Genomic DNA, 20,045 nt, shown 5'->3' on the forward strand with positions numbered 1-20,045 from the left:
GTGTTTCATGATCCCATGAGGGTTTAACGCAAAATGGCGACCACGGTTCTGTGGTCGCCATTTTGGCATGACACTTTGTGTTCTGGCGATCAGTGCTCATCAGCTCCGGGAATAAGGTCATAACCCGGGCTCCCCGGCGCAGGACCGGGCGGAGGCACATTGCCAACTGCTATGCCAATAAGCTTGTCCGCAGCCGGTCCAATCTCACGCGCATCAATCGCGATGCCCAGATCACCACTGCTGCCACCACCAACCGCGTAAATCGTCTGCCCGGCCTGTAACAGGCTGGCCACACGCCCGGCCTCACGCGGAGACAGGTAAATGACCGAATGGTCCTTGAGCACAGCGCCACTCAGGTGGCCCCCAGCATCGTACAGAGGCATCCAGACCTCACCGTGGAGTACGAGGTCAGGACCTGCGATCATTTCGGGGGAGTGCAGCGGCATTTCAATAAAGCTGTCCTGCACGGTACGTCCACGCGGGCTGGAAACACTGAACGCGCGGATAATCGGCAGGACCTGTCCCTTGATCCCGCGAATATTCACCTTGTCGCCCACCTTGATCAGGCCCGCAAATGTATGAGCCTGTTCGGGGGAGACAAAAACCTGCGTGCCATCATTGAGCACAAAACCAACAATGCCGCCATGGGGTGCGGGCAGGAACTGCACCACACTCCCCGTAAACACCGGCAGGACCGACAGGTCATACACGCCTGTCGCCTGTTTTTCCGTTGTTGTCTGCCGGGAGGCAAAGGTGGTGCTCTGGGTTGGCTCCTCCTTATGGGCGGGGGCTGCCACCGCAACGGAAGATGCCAGAATCAGAGCAGACAAACTAAGCAAAGAGCGCATGAAACAACCACTAAGGACAGGCGCACCCCACCCGAACACGGGCAGGGCGCGGCAATGCGTGAGACTCGTGGCCATAGTCTGCCATTTAGGGCCATTCCCGCAAGAGCGGGAAAAGCGCGTCAGTGGCGGAAATGACGCATACCAGTAAACACCATGGCAATTCCCGCGGCATCTGCTGCGGCAATCACTTCATCATCGCGGATGGAACCACCGGGCTGAATAACTGCGGTCGCGCCTGCTGCCACAATGGTTTCCAGCCCATCGGCAAAGGGGAAGAACGCATCGGACGCCGCAACCGACCCCTGCGTGAGCGGTGTGGACTGGCCAGCAGCCTTTGCGGCTTCTCCACTTTTGCTGGCAGCAATACGCGCGGAATCCACGCGGCTCATCTGCCCCGCGCCAATACCCACCGTTGCACAATCCTTGGCATAAACAATGGCGTTGGATTTAACGTGCTTGGCCACGCGGAAGGCAAAGATCAGATCCTGCATTTCCTGTTCCGTGGGAACGCGCTTGGTCACAACCTTCAGGGCATCGGGGGCGACCCGCCCGTTATCACGCGTCTGAGCCAGAAAGCCCCCCGCGACCGAACGCACAACCGTACCAGCAGCGGTCGGGTCAGGCAGACCACCTGTCAGCAGCAGGCGCAGGTTCTTTTTGCGCGCCAGCAGCGCCTTGGCATCTTCCGCTGCATCGGGGGCTACAATGACTTCGGTAAAGATTGTGGAAATTTTTTCCGCCGTTGCTGCGTCCAACGGACGGTTCAGGGCAACAATCCCCCCAAAGGCGGAAACCGGGTCGCACCGTAGTGCCTGATCCCATGCGGTCGTCAGATCGCCAGAAACCGCAACCCCGCAAGGATTGGCATGTTTGACAATAACCACTGCGGGCTCATCAAACTCGGCTACGGCTTCAAAAGCGGCATCCGTATCGTTGATGTTGTTATAAGACAGCGCCTTGCCCTGCACCTGCACAGCGGTGGCTACACCGGGGCGGGTGGTGCCATCGCGGTAGAATGCGGCCTGCTGGTGGGGATTCTCACCATACCGCAGGATTTCGGCCCGCTGGCCAGCCAGGGCAAACCGCTCGGGGAACGCATCCTGCGCCTGCGCTGCAAACCATGCCGCAATGGCCGCGTCATACGCAGCAGTCCGAGCATAGGCCGCACCGGCATAAAACCGGCGTGTCTCCAGCGTGGTGCCACCATCGCCCAGTGCATCAATCAGCCCTTCGTACTGGGCCGGGTCTGTCAGCACCACCACATGCGCGTGGTTTTTGGCGGCAGCACGGATCAGGGCCGGACCGCCAATATCAATATTTTCAATGCAGGTTTCGGCGTCAGCACCAGAGGCGACCGTTTTTTCAAACGGGTACAGATTAACCGCGACCAGATCGATCGGACCAATGCCGTGTTCCTTCATCTGCGCCACATGGGCAGGCAGGTCACGGCGGCCAAGAATACCCCCATGGATTTTGGGCATCAGTGTTTTAACCCGACCATCCAGAATTTCGGGAAAACCCGTGTAATCCGACACTTCCGTAACTGGCACGCTGGCATCGCGCAGGGCCTTGGCGGAACCGCCCGTGGACAGGATTTCCGCCCCCTGCGCCACAAGGGCACGGGCCAGATCAAGCAGACCGGCTTTATCAGATACGGAAATAAGGGCGCGACGGATAGGAAGCGTCGTCTGGCTCATGGGTGGACCTTTCGCACGGCAAAAAACGTAATGCGGCTGATTAGCCAACATGCCGCGCGGAGGCAACCAGCCGAAACAAAGAAGATGGACGCGGCCTAACGGCGCGTAAACGTCCAGTAAAGCGGCTGGCGGCCAGCGGCTATGGCCTTGGCCTCATACCGGGTGAGGAACCATCCATCAGGCCGGGTGGTAGCCGGTGGAGGAGCCTCAAAATACGGTTGGGCGGACATGACTTCCTGCACCCATGCCTGATAGGTCGGATCGTCACTGGCAACACGCCAGACAGCACCGGGTTTGAGCACACGGGCACACAACGCCACATTCTGCGGATGCACAAAACGACGCTTGGCGTGCCGGGCCTTGGGCCACGGATCGGGGAACATCAGGAACAGACGGTCCAGACTGGCATCGGGCAAGGCCCGCAGCACCAGCCTTGCATCATCATCCCACAAACGGAGCATATCCGGCAGTGGGGCGGTGGCTTCCTGCTCAACAGGCACAAGCTTGTTCAGCAGCGAACACAGACCGTTATGAAAAACTTCGGAGGCTATGTAGCCTACTTCGGGGTGTGCCTTGGTCTGGGCCAGCACATGCTCGCCCCCACCAAAGCCAACCTCGAACCAGATCTGTTCTGGCGCATGGCCAAAAACAGAGGCTGGGTTCGCTGCCTTATCCAGCGGAAACCGCAGGCGTGGCAGCGTTTCGTCCAGCAGGCGTTCCTGACGGGGGCGCAAGGGATGCCCACGCTGGCGGCCATACAGCCTTTCCGGCGGGGGCTTTACATCCACTGCTTCGGGCTGGCCAGCGACCTGACCTTTTGCCTCCGTCATGAACACGCGCCCTTTATATTAGCGCTTAAGGGCGCTGCGCAGGGCGTCCACCAGATCGGCGCGTTCCCACGTAAAGGTATCCAGCTTATCGTCCGGCGTACGGCCAAAGTGGCCATAGGCGGATGTCGTTGCATAGATCGGACGGTTCAGGCGCAGATGCTTGCGAATACCGCGCGGTGTGAGGTCCATGACTTCACGCAGGATTTCACCAAGACGGGCTTCGTCCACGTCCTTGCCGCTTTCATCCAGATCCACGTAAACGGAGAGCGGATGAGACACGCCAATGGCATAGGAGAGCTGGATGGTGCAACGGTCAGCCAGACCAGCAGCCACAACGTTCTTGGCAAGGTAACGGCAGGCATAGGCCGCGGAGCGGTCAACCTTGGTCGGATCCTTGCCGGAGAACGCACCACCACCATGCGGGGCCGCGCCACCATAGGTGTCCACAATGATCTTACGGCCTGTCAGACCGCAATCCCCATCGGGGCCACCAATAACGAACACGCCGGTCGGGTTGGCGTAAAATTCGTTTTCCGGCGGCATCCAGCCTTCGGGCAGCACGCCACGGGTCACGTCCAACAGACGGTCACGCAGGGCGGTCTGGTCGGCACCTTCATCATGCTGTGTGGAGATCACAACAGAGGTGGCGCCAACAGGACGACCATTGACGTAACGCAGTGTCACCTGACTTTTGGCATCCGGCTGCAGGCCAGCAACGCGCGGGTCACCAGCGCGACGCAGGTCACGGATGGTGTGCAGGATGCGGTGCGCATAATACAGCGGCGCAGGCATGAGGGTGTCTGTCTCGTTAGAGGCATAACCGAACATGATGCCCTGATCGCCCGCACCTTCGTCCTTGTCCGATGTGCTGTCCACGCCAACGGCAATGTCAGCGGACTGAGCATGCAGATAGTTGGAAGCCTCGGCATGACGCCAGGAGAAGCCAGCCTGATCGTACCCGATGTCCTTCACGGCTTCACGGGTCAGATGGATCAGTTGCTCGGAGGTAACAGAATCGGGACCACGCACTTCGCCAGCCAGAACGATACGGTTGGTCGTTACCAGCGTTTCACACGCCACGCGGGCTTCCGGGTCTGCTGCCAGATACGCGTCCAAAACGGTATCGCTGATCCGGTCAGCAACTTTATCGGGATGACCTTCAGAAACTGATTCTGAAGTAAACAGAAAATCGCCGTCTTTACGCATGATGGTGCCGTTCGCCCCACGCCAGTGAAAAAAGAAAACAGGTAACCATCCCCAAAAAAAGGGGACGGCATCCTATGGCGTCATAGAAAGTAATGGTCAAGGGCCATACGCCACCAGCGCGCTAGACAAGCCCCTGTTTTCAGCCCTGCATCCAACGCGGGGCACGGTCCAACGCGCCCTAGCAGGGCTTAAAGCGGGGGCAGGCCCAGCACGTCTTCCATGCTGTAAAGGCCGACGTCCCGCCCTTTTGTCCACAATGCGGCCCGCACGGCGCCGGTCGCAAAAATGCGCCGGTCAAACGCACGGTGTGACAGGGTGATCTGCTCATCCGCCGACGTGAAAAGAACGTCATGTTCGCCCACAATCTGCCCGCCACGCAGGGCGGCAAAGCCGATTGCTCCGGGCTTGCGGGGGCCGGTAAGACCATCGCGCCCGCTTTCACGCACATCGGCCAGCACTACGCCACGGCCACGCGCCACAGCCTGACCAATGGCGAGCGCCGTGCCAGAAGGTGCATCCACTTTCTGCCTGTGGTGCATTTCCAGAATTTCCGCATCATAGGAATCTGCGGGTAAGGCACTCGCCATCATCTGGGCAAGACGCTGCACCAGCGTTACACCGGGCGAAAAATTGGCGGCATGCACCACAGTTACGTAGCCCGATGCCTCTTGCAGCATCTTGGTCTGGAGTGCGGACAAACCTGTTGTGCCCAGCACCCACGCAACGCCCGTACCGACCAGAGACTTCGCACTGTTTACAACCGTGTCCGCGTGGGTGAAGTCGATCACCACATCGCATTCTTCAGCCAGTTCGGACATGGTTTTGAACAGAGGGATATCCGCAGGCAGGCCCACAGCCTGCTCAGGCGTGCGCGTTGTGCCCCCTGCCACGGTTGCACCCGCGGCAAGCACTTCCTCAATCAGCAAACGTCCAACGCGGCCTGTAATTCCTGCGATACCAATGCGCATGTAATTTATTCCGATCCTTCAAAAAAATCACGCACACGGCGGAAAAATCCGGTGTGCTCGGGGCTGTGCTTGATGTCCTCGCCCGCTTCTTTCTCAAATTCCTCCAGCAGTTCGCGCTGGCGTTTGGTCAGAACCTGCGGTGTTTCCACCGTGACCTGAATGTACATATCCCCCCGCGCACTGGAGCGCAGGACAGAGAAGCCTTTGCCCCGCAGGCGGAAATGCGCCCCCGTCTGGGTGCCTGCCGGAATTTTAACGTTGGTGCGGCTCCCATCAATCACAGGCACTTCAATCTCGGTGCCCAGTGCCGCCTGCGCCATGCGTAGGGGCACACGGCAATATACATTCGCCCCGTCGCGCTGGAAAATGGAGTGTTCGGAAACAGAGACATGCACATACAGGTCACCTGATGGCACGCCATTTCCACCGGCCTCACCCTCGCCTGTCAGGCGGATGCGGGTACCATCTTCCACCCCTGCGGGAATCTGCACTTTTATGGTGCGTTCCTGCTCTACGGTACCTTCCCCACGGCAGGCCTTGCAGGGGTCTTTGACCACGCGGCCCGCACCATGGCAGGTTGGGCAGGCCCGTTCCACCACAAAAAATCCCTGCTGGGCACGCACTTTGCCCGCACCATGGCAGCTTGGACAGGTTTCCACCCCCGAAGCCCCACTATTGGAGCCGGTGCCGTGACAGGATTCGCAGGCCACACGGGTAATAACCCGCACATCTTTTTCAACACCTGCAAACGCTTCTTCCAGCGTGATTTCAACATGGGTCTGGATGTCGTTGCCACTACGGGCCTGCCCACCTCGGCGGCCCATCATATCTCCGAACATCTGTTCGAAAATATCGCCCAGACCACCGCCACCAAATCCGTTAAAATCGAACCCACCGGGGCCGGGGCCGCCCCCTTCGAACGCGGCATGGCCGAAGCGGTCGTAGGCGACGCGCTTCTGCTCATCCTTGAGCACATCGTAAGCCTGATTGATTTCCTTGAACTTGGCCTCCGCCGCGTCATCCCCCGGATTGCGGTCGGGATGAAACTTCATGGCCATCTTGCGGTAGGCTTTTTTAATGTCCTCACCAGAGGCCGTGCGGGTTACCTCAAGAATTTCGTAGTAATCAAGCTGAGTAGCCATGAAAGTCCTCTTGGGGCTGCCTCTTGCGTGAGCACAGCATCTGTCCAGATTGTAAAATGTAAAAAGGCGTCCGCCTTATAAAAAGCACGGACGCCAGAAAAATGATGCACTGAGGCCATGTTGCTTACATGGCCCCATAGTCTGCATGCGTCCGATCAGGACTTCTTGTTTTCGTTCACGTCTTCAAAGTCGGCGTCAACGATGTCTTTTTCATCAGCCTTGGCGCCAGCGGCGGCACCGCCTTCCGCACCTTCGGCTTCCTGACCGGCCTTGTAGGCGGCTTCACCCACCTTCATGGCGGCCTGCGTCAGACGTTCGGTTGCACTTTTGAGTGCTTCCACATCCGTGCCTTCCAGAGCGGACTTAACAGCGGCAATAGCGCCTTCGGCTTCGCTCTTGTCAGCCGCAGGAACCTTGTCACCCACTTCGGACAGAGACTTTTCGACCTGATGCACAAGGGATTCCGCACTGTTGCGGGCTTCCACCTGCTCACGCTTGGCCTTGTCGGCTGCTGCGTTGGCTTCGGCGTCCTTGACCATCTTTTCGATGTCGTTATCCGACAGACCACCAGATGCCTGGATCTTGATCTGCTGTTCCTTACCAGTTGCCTTGTCCTTGGCGGAAACGGACACAATGCCGTTGGCGTCAATATCAAAGGTCACTTCAATCTGAGGCACGCCACGCGGTGCTGCGGGAATACCGGTCAGGTCGAAGTTACCAAGCAGCTTGTTATCAGCCGCCATTTCGCGCTCGCCCTGATAGACCTTGATGGTCACAGCGCCCTGATTGTCTTCGGCCGTGGAGAACACCTGGCTCTTCTTGGTCGGGATGGTGGTGTTGCGATCAATCAGGCGGGTGAACACGCCACCCAGCGTTTCGATCCCCAGGGACAACGGCGTTACGTCGAGCAGCAGAACGTCTTTGACATCACCCTTGAGCACGGCACCCTGAATGGCGGCACCAATGGCGACCACTTCGTCTGGGTTCACGTTACGGGCCGGGTCCTTACCAAAGAATTCCTTAACCGTTTCGATCACCTTGGGCATGCGGGTCATACCGCCGACCAGAATGACTTCATCAATCCCCGAAGCGGACAGACCGGCATCTTTCAGCGCTGCTTTGCAAGGCTCAAGCGTGCGGCTGATCAGATCATCCACAAGGCTTTCCAGCTTGGCACGGGTCAGCTTGACGACAAGGTGCTTGGGACCGGAAGCATCGGCCGTGATGAACGGCAGGTTGATTTCGGTTTCCTTGGAGGAGGACAGCTCGATCTTGGCTTTTTCCGCGGCTTCCTTCAGGCGCTGCAGAGCCAGCTTGTCGGAACGCAGGTCAATGCCCTGTTCACGCTTGAACTCGTCCGCCAGGAACCCGATGATGCGGTTGTCAAAGTCTTCCCCACCCAGGAACGTATCCCCGTTGGTGGACTTCACTTCGATCACGCCATCAGAAATTTCCAGCACGGAAACGTCGAACGTACCGCCACCAAGGTCATACACTGCCACGGTGCCGCCGCTCTTCTTTTCCAGCCCGTAAGCCAGAGCCGCAGCGGTCGGTTCGTTGATGATGCGCAGCACTTCCAGACCGGCAATACGGCCTGCGTCCTTGGTTGCCTGACGCTGGGCGTCGTTAAAGTAAGCAGGAACGGTAATAACAGCCTGCGAGACTTTTTCGCCCAGATACGCTTCTGCGGTTTCCTTCATCTTGCCCAGAATGAAGGCGGAAATCTGGGAGGGAGCGTAGTTTGTGCCGCGTGCCTCAACCCATGCATCGCCATTGTCACCTTTGACAATGGTGTAGGGGACCATGCCCTTGTCCTTCTGGACGGTCGCATCGTCAAAACGGCGGCCAATCAGGCGCTTTACGGCATACAGCGTGTTGGTGGGGTTTGTAACAGCCTGACGCTTGGCAGCCTGCCCGACCAGCATTTCACCCCCTTCGGTGAAAGCGACCATGGACGGCGTTGTGCGTGCGCCTTCGCTGTTTTCGATGACTTTTGTTTCGTTACCTTCGCGCACGGCCACGCAGGAGTTGGTGGTGCCGAGGTCGATACCAATGACTTTGCTCAATTTCGTGCTCCTTTTAGCGACCTCATCCGACCCGAAGCATCAGATAAAGCCCTTTTTTATCGTAACCGACTGTGCCCGGACCAACGTCGGGGCGCAACCAGAATGACAAGCCTGATGTATGGTGCGGTTTTCCCTTTTTCAAGGAGGAAAAACCACTCGGCGGGAAGGTTTTTTATCTCCCGCCGGTCAAGTGTTACTGCGCGCTGCCACCCTTGGCCACAACCACCATGGCGGGCTTGAGCAGGCGGCCATGCAATGTCCACGTTGGTGTCCATGCCTGCATGACCGTACCGGGCGCATGCTCGGTGCTGGGCTGTTCGGCCATGGCCTGATGCAGATTGGCGTCAAACGCTTTGCCCGCGGGGTTGTCGCTCTTGATTCCGTGCCGTTCCAGAATGGACAGGAAGGAGCGTTCCGTACTTTCAATCCCCTCACGCATTTTGGTCACAACCGTATCCTCACCCTCGGTCGGGGCGGGCAGGCTGTCGAGTGCCCGGCGCAGGTTTTCAGCGGCTTCCACCACATCCCGGGCGAACTTCTGCACCGCGTACTGGCGGGCATCATCCACGTCGCGCTTGGCGCGGGCCATCAGGTTCTGGTTTTCGGCTTCCGCACGCAGCCACTTTTCCTTGAACTCCGTAACGGAGCGCTCAAGGTCATGCACGCGTGCATCGGCTGCACTCTCGGCAGCACCCTCATGCTGGGGGGCCGCCTGTTCGGCCGGAGCCGGATCTACCGGGGTCTCGACCTGTGTGGGTTCTGTATCATGGGTCATGTAGCAAGAAGTAGGCAACACCGCTCCAACCGACAAGACCCGTTGGCCCCCTGCAATGCAGGATTTTGCGCACGGCAGCCATTGGCCGGAAAAAAGCGTCCGTTACACCATTCCCCCTCTTGGCATTGGAAGCTTGCGGCGCCTAAGCTAAACAGCTTGCGCTGATGGCAAGGGAAGGAACACACAAACGATGACAGAGCGCACCAAGCAGACAATTGCGCTGGTTGATGATGATCGCAATATTCTGACATCGGTTCAGATGACCCTGGAGGCGGAAGGCTTTAACGTCCGCACCTATACGGATGGCGAGTCGGCATTACAGGGACTAACGGCCTACCCGGTCGATCTGGCCATTCTGGACATTAAAATGCCGCGCATGGACGGCATGGAGCTTTTGCAGCGCCTGCGCACGCGCTCTAACCTGCCTGTCATTTTCCTGTCTTCAAAGAATGAGGAAGTCGACCAGCTCATGGGCCTGCGGCTGGGAGCGGATGACTATATTACCAAGCCTTTCTCCCAGCGCCTGCTGCTGGAGCGTATTCGCGCCCTGCTGCGCCGGAACGAGGTCAGCCGCGCGGAAGCCAACGGCGCACCAACAGGTGGTGGCGCGCTCACCCGTGGCAACCTCTCACTCGATGAACTGCGCCACAAATGCACATGGAAAGGGGAGGACGTTCCCCTGACCGTAACCGAGTTCCTGCTGGTCAAAACCCTTGCGCAGCGCCCCGGTCTGGTCAAATCCCGCGATCAGTTGATTGACGCCGCCTATGGGGACACCGTGTATGTGGATGACCGGACAATCGACAGCCACATCAAGCGGGTGCGCAAAAAATTCCGGCAGGTGGATGATGACTTCAACCAGATCGAAACCCTGTACGGCATTGGCTACCGCTACAAGGAAGACTGACCCAAGGGCATGACCAACCGCCCCCCCCTGCTGGCGCACCTGTTTGCACGGGCCCGCAGCCTGCGCATACCCGGCCAGCGCCCGCACAATGGCGGGGTGGAAGCCACGGCGGCCTATCAGGCCTCCCGCACCCGGCTGGTCTCCCCTCTTATGCGCCGTGTGCTGCTGGTTAACATTCTGCCGCTGGCCCTGCTGGGGCTTACGGTGCTGTTCCTCAACCAGTTCCGCAACAGTCTGCTGGCAACCGAGGTTACGGCCCTGCGTGAACAGGCCCGCATTTACGCCGGAGCGCTGGGCCAGAGTGCGGTGCGCGCAGCCCACCCCCATGCTGCCCAATTGCAGGACCGGGGGTACGAGCTGGAAGCAGCTCTGGCACGCCCGCTGCTCCAACGCCTGACCGAACCAAGCCCCAACGCCCATGCGCGGCTGTTTGGCCCCGACGGGCGGCTTGTGGCCGACAACCTGATTGATGTGGCGGACACGCTGGACACCCCGCCAGAACCCCACCACTTCCGCTCCCACACCATTCCTTTTCCACCCGCGTTCCAGCCCGGCATCTATGAGCGGTTCCTCACTTGGCTGTGGTCGGGCCATAACCCCGGTATTGTTACCCTCAATACCGACGAGGAAGACATTCCTGACCGCCCGGCCCACCCCCAACTGCTCGACGGCACCGACCATCCCCCACCCGAAGCCCCGCCCTACATCCGCCGCACCGCGCGCGGCAGACTGATTATTACGGTTGCCGAACCCGTCATGCGTGATGGGTGGACAGTAGGCGTTATCCAGCTCACCCGCGTGGCCTCACAGGTGGACCGCTCCCTGTTCGCCATCCGCTCGACCATTCTCTCGCTCTTTTTTCTGGCACTGGTGCTCACGGTCCTGCTCTCGTGGTATCTCTCGCTCACCATTGCCCGCCCACTGCTGCGTCTGGCGGCCTCTGCTCAGGTCATGCGCGACACTACGGGGCGCACAGGCACGGTGCCTGCCCGCCTGCTCGCCCGCCGGGACGAAATTGGCGATGTCGCCCGCGCCTTGCAGGCCAGCGCTCAGGCACTCTGGAAACGCATGGATGCCATTGAGCGCTTTGCTGCGGATGTCAGCCACGAAATCAAGAACCCACTCACCTCCATCCGCTCAGCTATTGAAACCCTGCTGCGCATAGAGGACCTGAACCAGCAACGCCGCCTGCTAACCATTATTAATGATGACGTGCGCAGGCTGGACCGACTGATTACCGATATTTCCGACGCCAGCCGACTGGACGCGGAAATGTCGCGTGCCAAGGCACGGCCCGTGGCCATTGGCCCGCTTCTGGCTGTTCTAGCCGAGATCCATCAGGCAACACGTCAGGACGGTCAGCCGGTTATTGTGACTGACGTGCAGGATGACACGCCCGAACACCCGCTGACCGCGCTGGCTGTGGAAGACCGTCTGGTGCAGGTACTCCGCAACCTGATCGGCAATGCCATATCGTTCTCTCCCCCCGAGGGGCAGATCACCCTGCATGCCGCGGCCAATGGCAAGATGGTCCGGATTTGCGTGTCGGATGAAGGGCCGGGGATTCCGCAGGCCAAGCTGGATTCCATTTTTGACCGTTTTTATTCGGAACGCCCCAAAAACGAGAACTTTGGCCAACATTCCGGCCTTGGCCTGTCCATCAGCCGCCAGATCGTAGAGGCCCTGCATGGCAGCATTGCTGTGGAAAACCTGCATGACCATAAGGGGCATATCACGGGAGCCCAGTTTATGATCGAACTCCCCCGCGTTCTCAGCCTGCCGCCACGCTAGGCGTGACCCGGCACTGTACGCTCAGAACCCGGCGTCTGCGCCGACATCTTCCACTTCTGGCAACGTGATGATCAGATCAACCACGATTTTGGGCACGGAAGAGGGTGCGTCTTTAACCCACATCATGGTCATACCCGGTGATGTGGAGGGAAAAAACTGGCGAAATACCGGAAAACTGGCGGGAAACTCATCCGCGTCCGCAATGTGGCAGACAATACGGCTGACATCACTCAAGCTCAGGTCATGGGCCTTTAGCAAGGTGACGGCTTCCTCAAAGGCGATCCGGCACTGATCGGCCAGTTCCATACCCCGGAACTGGGGGGCATGGAGCCCGGCAAGCACAAAGCCGCCCGTCGTTTGCACGACACGCGGGCGACTGGCGACGGAACGTGCGTTCCGTGTCAGGGTTTTATCTTTCATCACGGAATGATGATGTAAGGCAGAGGGCAGGGAACCGCAATTTTCCCTTTCGTAACAAATGCACCAGCATCGGCCTATGGGCCATATTTGTTAACATCCGGTATAGCTGGTCTGAGCAGAACGCCTTCTCTTACTCTATAAAACTGCTTTAAACTCACGCCGCATCCGAAGTGCACACCATATGCCACCAACCGCCCGGTCGGTGCGTGCATCTATCTGGACAGTAAAAAGGAAGAGCCGTCCATGCATATGGCGGATGATACGTCGGTTCCGCGCCGCATTCTGCTGGTGTCTGGTCTGTCCGGGGCGGGCAAGTCTTCCATTCTGCGGATTCTGGAAGACCTTGACCATGAGGTGATCGACAACCCACCCCTTCACATGCTGGACGATATTGTCGCCCGCGCGGAGCGGCCTGTTGCCATTGGGGTCGATTCCCGCACCCGTGGGTTTGACGCATCCGCCGTGCTCGCAGCGCTGGCCCGCCTGCGGGTTAACCCCCACCTGCGCGTGGAGCTGATTTACGCCACGGCGGACGAAAGCGTGCTCCTGCGCCGCTACACAGCCACCCGGCGGCGGCACCCACTGGCCCCCCATAGCAGCGTAAAGGAAGGTATAGAGGCCGAGGTGGCCCTGACCGCCCCCCTACGGGCCGCAGCTGATCTGGTGATTGATACAACCGATATGCCGCCACCAGACCTGCGGCAGTTTGTGGAAAGCCGCTTTAGCCCATGGGTGGGCGGCGCAGGCGAGGGGCTGACCGTAACGCTGATGTCCTTCGCATACCCTGCGGGCCTGCCGCGGGAGGCGGATATTGTGTTTGACGCCCGCTTCCTGCGTAACCCGCATTACGTGCCAGAACTGGCCCCAAAAACCGGCTTGGACGCAGATGTTGCGACCTACGTAACCCACGACCCGGATTACCTGCCTTTTCTCAACCAGATCCATGCCATGCTCCAGCTTGTGCTGCCGCGCTTTGTGCAGGAAGGCAAAAAATACGCCACCATTGCCATTGGCTGCTCCGGCGGCAGGCACCGCTCGGTCACACTTGTGGAAGCACTGGCCACTCGCCTGTCCGCCCCCGATGGCATGGGGCATTACAAAGGCTCTGGCCAATGGCCGATCATGATCATGCACCGTGAGTTGGCCCGCCAAGGCATAAGTGCCTGGCGCTGGGCCAGAAAACCGACCGAACCCACACGGATAGAACCTTACTGAGCCACGCCAAGGCCATACCGCACTCTGGCATGGCCTCTTAAAAACATGCCAGAAATCCGCTCAGGCGTGGCCGGTCTGCCCGCTCAGCCGTGCGGGATCGATGTTAATGGAGGCCAGAGCCCGCCGCCATTTTACGGTATGATCCATGCCAAAAATCAGCTCCCGCGTAGCAGGCACAACCAGCCATGCATCATGCTGGAGAATTTCCTGCTCAAGCTGCCCTGCGGACCACCCCGCATGCCCCATAGCCAGCAGCGCATCCTGCGGGCCAGCGCCTTGGGCAATGTCCTGCAACACATCCATACTGGATGTAAGGGCCACGTTATCTGTAATCCGCAGGCTATCCTGCCCGCTCCATTCAGCAGAATGCAGGACAAGGCCATGCCCCTCCTCGACCGGGCCACCAGCACACTGACCAATCCGCCGGGCGGGTGGCACGGGTTCGATCTGCAACTGTTCAAGCAGGTCATCAAAATCCGGGCGGGGCAGGCGCTTGTTGATCACAAGCCCCATAGCGCCCCCATCGGGCGTATGGCTGCACATGTAAATAAGGGATTGCCCGAACAGGGTCCCCCCCAGCATGGGCGTTGCCACCAGCAGCATACCTGCCAGCGAAAGGCCATTATCCATAACAGAGGGGTCGGGTTGGGTCGGGTTTGCGAATGCCATCCACCAAGATATGAGAAACACTTCCTTTTTTGGCAAGATTGCCAGCACAACTGTTGTCTGTAATTCTATGCATCCGACACATACTGATCAATTTTCAGGACACATGTCCATGAACACCCTCTCCCGCTTTTTGAACGCACTTGACAGTTACAAGGTAACGGATGGCAGCAAATTCCGCCTTGCCGACCATGACCCCGCTGATGATGGTCATCTGGGACTGGACAAGGAAACAGGCAAAAAACTGCTCAGGCAGGTCAAAGGCCTGTTACAGGACCTTCAGGAACTATTGTACGCCAATCAGACCCACTCGCTCCTGATCATTCTGCAAGGCATGGATGCGGCTGGCAAGGATGGTACAATCAAACACGTTATGTCCGGGGTTAATCCGCAGGGGGTTGCTGTGACCTCCTTCAAACAGCCCGGCCCGACCGATCTGCTGCACGGCTTTTTGTGGCGCATCCATGCCGCAGCCCCACAGGCAGGACGCATCGTTATTTTCAACCGCAGCCAGTATGAAGATGTTCTGGTCAGTCGCGTACACCCCGACCTGCTTAAAAACGGGCACCTGCCCGGCGCACTCAACACGCCAGAATTCTGGGAAGGGCGCTACAGCGATATCCGCCACCTTGAACATTACCTGAGCAGGCAGGGCACAATTGTGCTCAAATTTTTCCTGAACATCTCACGCGAGGAACAGCGCGAACGCCTGCTGGCCCGGCTGGATATTCCCGAAAAGCGTTGGAAATTCTCCCCCTCCGACCTGCATGAGCGTGAATACTGGGATGATTACGCAACCGCCTATCAGGACGCCATAGCCCAGACGGCCCGCCCTCATGCGCCATGGATCATCGTGCCCGCCAACCACAAATGGTACGCACGCCTTGTGGTGATTGGCACCATTATTCGTGCCCTGCACAATCTGCGGCAGATTACGCCACAACCCAACCCCGATGTCATGCACCAGCTTGATGACTACCGCACACGCCTGTTGCAGGAAAAACCCTGAGGCATTTCCCCTGTTCGGGTCACAGACCCGCACAGGGGCACGCAATGGACAACGGGAGGATACTTACAAACCCCTATGAAAACCTTCCTTTTTTAAAGGGAAGTTTCCAATACCCCGTACCAACCCAGCCCTTTATAGGTTTCATAACCCGGGGTATGGGCATACGCGATCAGCTTATCCTCGCTGACGTAAAAGCCCCGCTCATCGTGCGGCGTGAACTTGTAATGTTCCCCTGTAACGCCACGCCCGTTGGATGAAGCAATAATACGCTTATCGGCATCCACCAGCATGACCTTTGTCTGCCCGCGTTCAACTTCGGACAGACGTACGCCATTAACAATGGCCTCAGCCTGCGGTGCCCAGTCAAAGGCAATACCCAGAACGCCCAGCACCTGCCCGCGTGCCTCTCCCCCCGCACGGATGGCCGTGCTGTAAATGGCGGCCTGTTCGTTATTGAGCGCCTGCACGCGGTTTACGTCCGCCACGGCGTATTCTTCCCCACTTTGCGTACGCATGGCCTTTATAAACCACGCCTCGCCCGACATATCGCTCCCCAGAAGGGAACGATGCGTTTGCGGGCGACCACATGCCACAACCTGCCCTTTTGGATCGACAACAAAAAGATCCAGATAAACAGTGTAAGATTTTAAAATTGTCGCCAACCGCTCCGCAGCATACTGGTAAGCTTGGGGGGTAGCGCTCTCCAGCGCCTGCACTACGGAGCTATCCGTAGCCCACCACCGCACATCACACGAACGCTCGTACAGATTGCGGTCAATCAGATCCACAACATTCAGGGCCAGATCGGTCATACGCTCGCCCTTGCCGCGCAAAAGCAGGTCATTCCCAGCTTTTAACAAGCGGTCGGTGCTGCTGTCCGTTGCTTTGCGCAGTTCGGAAGCAATGCCAACAATGCGGGTGGAAATACGCCCCATTTCATCTGCCAGCAGGCCAAAAGCGGCACCGGCCTGCCCAACCCGTGCGGCCTCTATACGTGTATTGATGGCAAGAAACTTGGCTTCGTTCATAACTGAAGCAATCAGATGAATTTTTTCCCGCGTCATCTGAGAGACTTCGTAAGCAAGTTTGAGAATATCGTCTTGCATGCGGGATATGTCTTTCAATCCGGTATCGAAACAATATGGCGTATGGGACACACAACCATTTTCGCCAAAGCAACAGCAGAATATGCTGTATTCCCCTGTTCTGCCTAAATTATTATGGTCTGTAAACTCCTGACGACCAGTCTATTTCTCCATAATCACGGGTATTTGACAGGGCCTGACCTCCCGGCCATGAACAAAATCAGACCGACCACTTTAGCCTACCATAAGGAGCCCCATGACCCATTTTGCAAACCGTATGGCCCTGCTCGCCCTATGCGCCGGACTGGGCCTGCCCAGCATGAGCAACCCTGCGCTGGCACGCCACAAACACGCAAGCACAAGCCAGCCAACCTCCGTATCTGATACCTGCAACAATCAGGATTTTCTGGCCAAGCAGCAGGCGTTTGAAAATGGGGGACCAAAAGCAGATGCCGCCGTGCATATTTGCGGAACAGTTCTTGCCCTTTCGCAAACAGCCAAGCAGACCCGTAGCGGCCGCCATGGCTATTTTTACATAACGGTTGCTCCCAACATTTCCATTAGGATCGTCACCAATCTGGACGAAATGCATACACCCGCCTGGCCGTGGGTCGCCAAGGGTGACCAGGTTGAGGTTGTTGGCCGTTATTACTACGACTCTGCCCGTCAGCAGGGCGTGGACTGGACACACCGCGGCACGGGTCGCTCATGGGGGATTCCGGGCTACGTTATTGTCAATGGCACCAAATACGACTGAACAAAAAATGGCTGGCCAGAAAAACTGGCCAGCCACATCTATTTTGCAGATTTTGCACGCGGGCTAGTCTGCGGCTTCCTCTTCCTTTTCGCTCCCGCGTTCATCTTCGCCGGAACTGGAGGCCGCATTGCCATTGCTCTCCACAATATCAAACGCCAGTTCACCATTCTTGAGGCCGATTTTAACGGCGCCCCCTTTGGCCAGACGCCCGAACAGCAGCTCCTCGGCCAGAGGTTTTTTGATGGATTCCTGAATAACCCGACCCAGTGGGCGCGCACCATACAGGCGGTCATAGCCCTGTTCTGCCAGCCACTCCTTGGCTGCCGAGGACAGTTCGATGGTTACGTGCCGGTCCGCCAGTTGTGCTTCCAGTTGCAGAACAAACTTTTCAACAACCTGCCCAACAATTTCCTGCGTCAGATGTGCGAACGGAATAACTGCATCCAGCCTGTTGCGGAACTCGGGGGTGAACAGGCGTTTGATGGCCTCTTCATCCTCGCCTTCACGCACCTTGCGGCCAAAGCCCACGGCCTCCTTGCTCATGTCGGACGCACCGGCATTGGTGGTCATGATCAGGATAACGTTCCTGAAATCGACCGTCTTGCCGTTATGATCCGTCAGGCGACCGTTATCCATGACCTGTAGCAGAACATTGTACAGGTCGGGATGTGCTTTTTCGATCTCGTCCAGCAGCAGCACGGCATGCGGGTGTTGGTCGATGGAATCAGTCAGCAGACCACCCTGATCAAACCCGACATACCCCGGAGGCGCTCCCAGCAGGCGGGAGATCGAATGCCGCTCCATATATTCGGACATGTCAAAGCGGATCAGTTCAATACCCAGCGCATTGGCAAGCTGACGGGCCACTTCCGTTTTACCAACCCCCGTCGGGCCAGAGAACAGATAGTTGCCAATCGGCTTTTCCGGGTCACGCAGGCCAGCACGCGCCAGCTTAATGGCGGCGGAGAGGGCATCGATCGCCTGATCCTGCCCGAACACCATACCCTTGAGGTCACGCTCAAGGGAGCGCAGCACTTCCTTGTCATCCGCAGAAATGCTTTTGGGCGGAATGCGTGCAATACGGGCGATAATGTCTTCCACGTCCTTCAGGTTCACCGTCTTGCGGCGGCGGCCTTCTGGCTGGAGCATGCGGGACGCCCCGACCTCATCAATCACGTCAATCGCCTTGTCTGGCAGCTTGCGGTCATGAATATAGCGCGCGGACAGTTCCACAGCCCCACGAATGGCCTCTTCCGTGTAACGGACCTTATGGTGCTTTTCGTAGCTCCCCTTCAGCCCGCGCAGGATCTTGACCGCATCGTCAATGCTGGGTTCTGGCACATCAATCTTCTGGAACCGCCGGACAAGAGCACGATCTTTTTCAAAGTGCTGGCGGAATTCCTTGTAAGTGGTCGAACCAATGCAGCGCAACGTGCCAGCCGCCAGAGCGGGCTTGAGCAGGTTGGACGCATCCATGGCTCCACCCGATGTGGCACCCGCACCAATAACGGTGTGGATCTCATCAATGAAGAGAATGGCGTGCGGGTCCTGATCCAGCTCCGTTACCACGGCTTTGAGGCGCTCCTCAAAGTCACCCCGGTAACGGGTGCCAGCCAGCAACGCGCCCATGTCCAGCGAATAGATGGTGGATTTGAGCAGCACTTCAGGCACGCTGCCTTCCACAATCCTGCGGGCAAGTCCTTCTGCAATGGCGGTTTTGCCAACGCCGGGGTCACCCACATAAAGCGGGTTGTTTTTGGTCCGGCGGCACAGGATCTGGATCGTGCGTTCGATCTCGGTATCCCGCCCGATCAGCGGATCAACCTTACCGGCCAGAGCCTTGTCGTTCAGATTGACGCAGTAGGTGGACAGCGCGTCCTGACTTTTCTGGGCCTTGGCCTCAGCGCGTTCGGGCTCTTCCCCTTTTTCCGCACCTGTATTGCTGCCTGCAACCGGGCGCCGGGTGGCGCGGTCGGGGGCTTTGGCAATCCCGTGGGAGAGAAAGTTCACCGCATCAAGCCGTGTCATGTCCTGAAGTTGCAGGAAGTACACGGCGTGGCTTTCGCGCTCGGCAAAGAGGGCAACAAGCACGTTCGCACCTGTGACCTCATCCCGCCCGGTGGACTGCACATGAATGGCTGCCCGCTGGATGACGCGCTGGAATGCGGCAGTTGGTTTGGGTTCGGTCGGACGGTCAGACGCCAGACCTGCCAGATCCTTGTCGAGAAAGCCTGTCAGGTCTGTCCGCAGTCGGTCCAGATCAACCCCACAGGCACGGAACACCGTTACGGCATCCGCATCATCAACCAGGGCAAGAAGCAGATGCTCTAGCGTGGCATATTCATGATGCCGTTCTCCGGCCAGAATAAGCGCCCGATGCAGCGTCTGCTCAAGATTGCGTGACAACATGACGAGACGCTCCTTTCCCCGGACTTTCCGAACGTGGCGAAACTACCAACGGACCACGATCGGATGCCCTGAAAACATATTTGGCTGCTTCGGCCAGAAATGCGAGTCATAACCACGCAAAAAACACGCGTTCACGCATTTTTCGTTCTTACGGCTTACAGGAATGCTGGTTTTTCGCGCTTTTTTGCCAAGTCCACCAAATCGTAAAAATACGTAGCAGGGACCAGCCAAACGGATTTTGCGGCCAAAAAGAC

The 20,045-nt window shown here is 58.3% G+C and carries 17 protein-coding genes; 5 read left to right on the forward strand and 12 right to left on the reverse strand.

Annotated features, from left to right (window positions below; translation table 11 throughout):
* Positions 1–89 precede the first annotated feature (89 nt).
* The 8 genes from GOB86_RS03645 to GOB86_RS03680 all read right to left on the reverse strand — a co-directional run bounded on the left by GOB86_RS03645 (position 90) and on the right by GOB86_RS03680 (position 9,532).
* Positions 90–848, reverse strand: a complete 759-nt coding sequence (locus tag GOB86_RS03645) for an OB-fold nucleic acid binding domain-containing protein (RefSeq protein ID WP_165991025.1) — start codon at positions 846–848, stop codon at positions 90–92.
* Between the two features lie 119 nt (positions 849–967).
* Positions 968–2,545 carry a bifunctional phosphoribosylaminoimidazolecarboxamide formyltransferase/IMP cyclohydrolase gene (purH, locus tag GOB86_RS03650; protein ID WP_165991026.1) on the reverse strand — a complete coding sequence of 526 codons (1,578 nt, stop codon included), beginning with the start codon at positions 2,543–2,545 and terminating at the stop codon, positions 968–970.
* Positions 2,546–2,640: 95 nt separating this feature from the next.
* Entirely contained in the window at positions 2,641–3,375 is a 735-nt protein-coding gene (gene trmB, locus GOB86_RS03655; RefSeq protein ID WP_165991027.1) for a tRNA (guanine(46)-N(7))-methyltransferase TrmB, read from the reverse strand.
* An 18-nt stretch (positions 3,376–3,393) separates the two neighbouring features.
* Positions 3,394–4,581 (reverse strand): methionine adenosyltransferase, encoded by a 1,188-nt coding sequence (gene metK, locus GOB86_RS03660; RefSeq protein ID WP_165991028.1) that lies wholly within the window; start codon positions 4,579–4,581, stop codon positions 3,394–3,396.
* A 188-nt stretch (positions 4,582–4,769) separates the two neighbouring features.
* Positions 4,770–5,549 carry a 4-hydroxy-tetrahydrodipicolinate reductase gene (dapB, locus tag GOB86_RS03665; RefSeq protein WP_165991029.1) on the reverse strand — a complete coding sequence of 260 codons (780 nt, stop codon included), beginning with the start codon at positions 5,547–5,549 and terminating at the stop codon, positions 4,770–4,772.
* A 5-nt stretch (positions 5,550–5,554) separates the two neighbouring features.
* Positions 5,555–6,691 (reverse strand): molecular chaperone DnaJ, encoded by a 1,137-nt coding sequence (gene dnaJ / locus GOB86_RS03670; protein WP_165991030.1) that lies wholly within the window; start codon positions 6,689–6,691, stop codon positions 5,555–5,557.
* Positions 6,692–6,846: 155 nt separating this feature from the next.
* Positions 6,847–8,757 (reverse strand): molecular chaperone DnaK, encoded by a 1,911-nt coding sequence (gene dnaK / locus GOB86_RS03675; protein WP_165991031.1) that lies wholly within the window; start codon positions 8,755–8,757, stop codon positions 6,847–6,849.
* Positions 8,758–8,950: 193 nt separating this feature from the next.
* Positions 8,951–9,532, reverse strand: coding sequence for a nucleotide exchange factor GrpE (locus GOB86_RS03680; protein ID WP_165991032.1), 582 nt, complete (start codon positions 9,530–9,532; stop codon positions 8,951–8,953).
* A gap of 190 nt (positions 9,533–9,722) precedes the next feature.
* On the opposite strand from GOB86_RS03680, the gene GOB86_RS03685 reads away from it, so the two are divergent.
* Positions 9,723–10,439, forward strand: coding sequence for a response regulator transcription factor (locus tag GOB86_RS03685; protein ID WP_086646319.1), 717 nt, complete (start codon positions 9,723–9,725; stop codon positions 10,437–10,439).
* 9 nt (positions 10,440–10,448) lie between these two features.
* Entirely contained in the window at positions 10,449–12,230 is a 1,782-nt protein-coding gene (locus tag GOB86_RS03690; protein ID WP_165991033.1) for an ATP-binding protein, read from the forward strand.
* A gap of 21 nt (positions 12,231–12,251) precedes the next feature.
* On the opposite strand, the gene GOB86_RS03695 is transcribed toward GOB86_RS03690, so the two are convergent.
* Entirely contained in the window at positions 12,252–12,650 is a 399-nt protein-coding gene (locus GOB86_RS03695; RefSeq protein WP_165991034.1) for a RidA family protein, read from the reverse strand.
* Between the two features lie 243 nt (positions 12,651–12,893).
* On the opposite strand from GOB86_RS03695, the gene rapZ reads away from it, so the two are divergent.
* Complete coding sequence (rapZ, locus tag GOB86_RS03700) at positions 12,894–13,865, forward strand: RNase adapter RapZ (RefSeq protein WP_165991035.1); 972 nt, start codon at positions 12,894–12,896, stop codon at positions 13,863–13,865.
* A gap of 60 nt (positions 13,866–13,925) precedes the next feature.
* Here the strand turns inward: rapZ and GOB86_RS03705 are convergent, their stop codons facing one another.
* Positions 13,926–14,534: a YqgE/AlgH family protein gene (locus GOB86_RS03705; RefSeq protein ID WP_194301062.1), complete on the reverse strand. Its 609-nt coding sequence runs from the start codon at positions 14,532–14,534 to the stop codon at positions 13,926–13,928.
* Between the two features lie 109 nt (positions 14,535–14,643).
* Between GOB86_RS03705 and GOB86_RS03710 the strand changes: the two genes are divergently transcribed.
* Positions 14,644–15,540 carry a polyphosphate kinase 2 family protein gene (locus GOB86_RS03710; protein WP_165991036.1) on the forward strand — a complete coding sequence of 299 codons (897 nt, stop codon included), beginning with the start codon at positions 14,644–14,646 and terminating at the stop codon, positions 15,538–15,540.
* 92 nt (positions 15,541–15,632) lie between these two features.
* On the opposite strand, the gene GOB86_RS03715 is transcribed toward GOB86_RS03710, so the two are convergent.
* Positions 15,633–16,646 carry a cache domain-containing protein gene (locus GOB86_RS03715; protein WP_165991037.1) on the reverse strand — a complete coding sequence of 338 codons (1,014 nt, stop codon included), beginning with the start codon at positions 16,644–16,646 and terminating at the stop codon, positions 15,633–15,635.
* Positions 16,647–16,881: 235 nt separating this feature from the next.
* On the opposite strand from GOB86_RS03715, the gene GOB86_RS03720 reads away from it, so the two are divergent.
* Positions 16,882–17,382, forward strand: coding sequence for a DUF3465 domain-containing protein (locus GOB86_RS03720; RefSeq protein ID WP_165991038.1), 501 nt, complete (start codon positions 16,882–16,884; stop codon positions 17,380–17,382).
* Positions 17,383–17,445: 63 nt separating this feature from the next.
* On the opposite strand, the gene clpA is transcribed toward GOB86_RS03720, so the two are convergent.
* Positions 17,446–19,791, reverse strand: coding sequence for an ATP-dependent Clp protease ATP-binding subunit ClpA (gene clpA / locus GOB86_RS03725; RefSeq protein WP_165991039.1), 2,346 nt, complete (start codon positions 19,789–19,791; stop codon positions 17,446–17,448).
* Between the last annotated feature and the right edge of the window lie 254 nt (positions 19,792–20,045).

It is taken from the genome of Acetobacter lambici (genome assembly GCF_011516885.1).
Taxonomy (GTDB): domain Bacteria; phylum Pseudomonadota; class Alphaproteobacteria; order Acetobacterales; family Acetobacteraceae; genus Acetobacter; species Acetobacter lambici.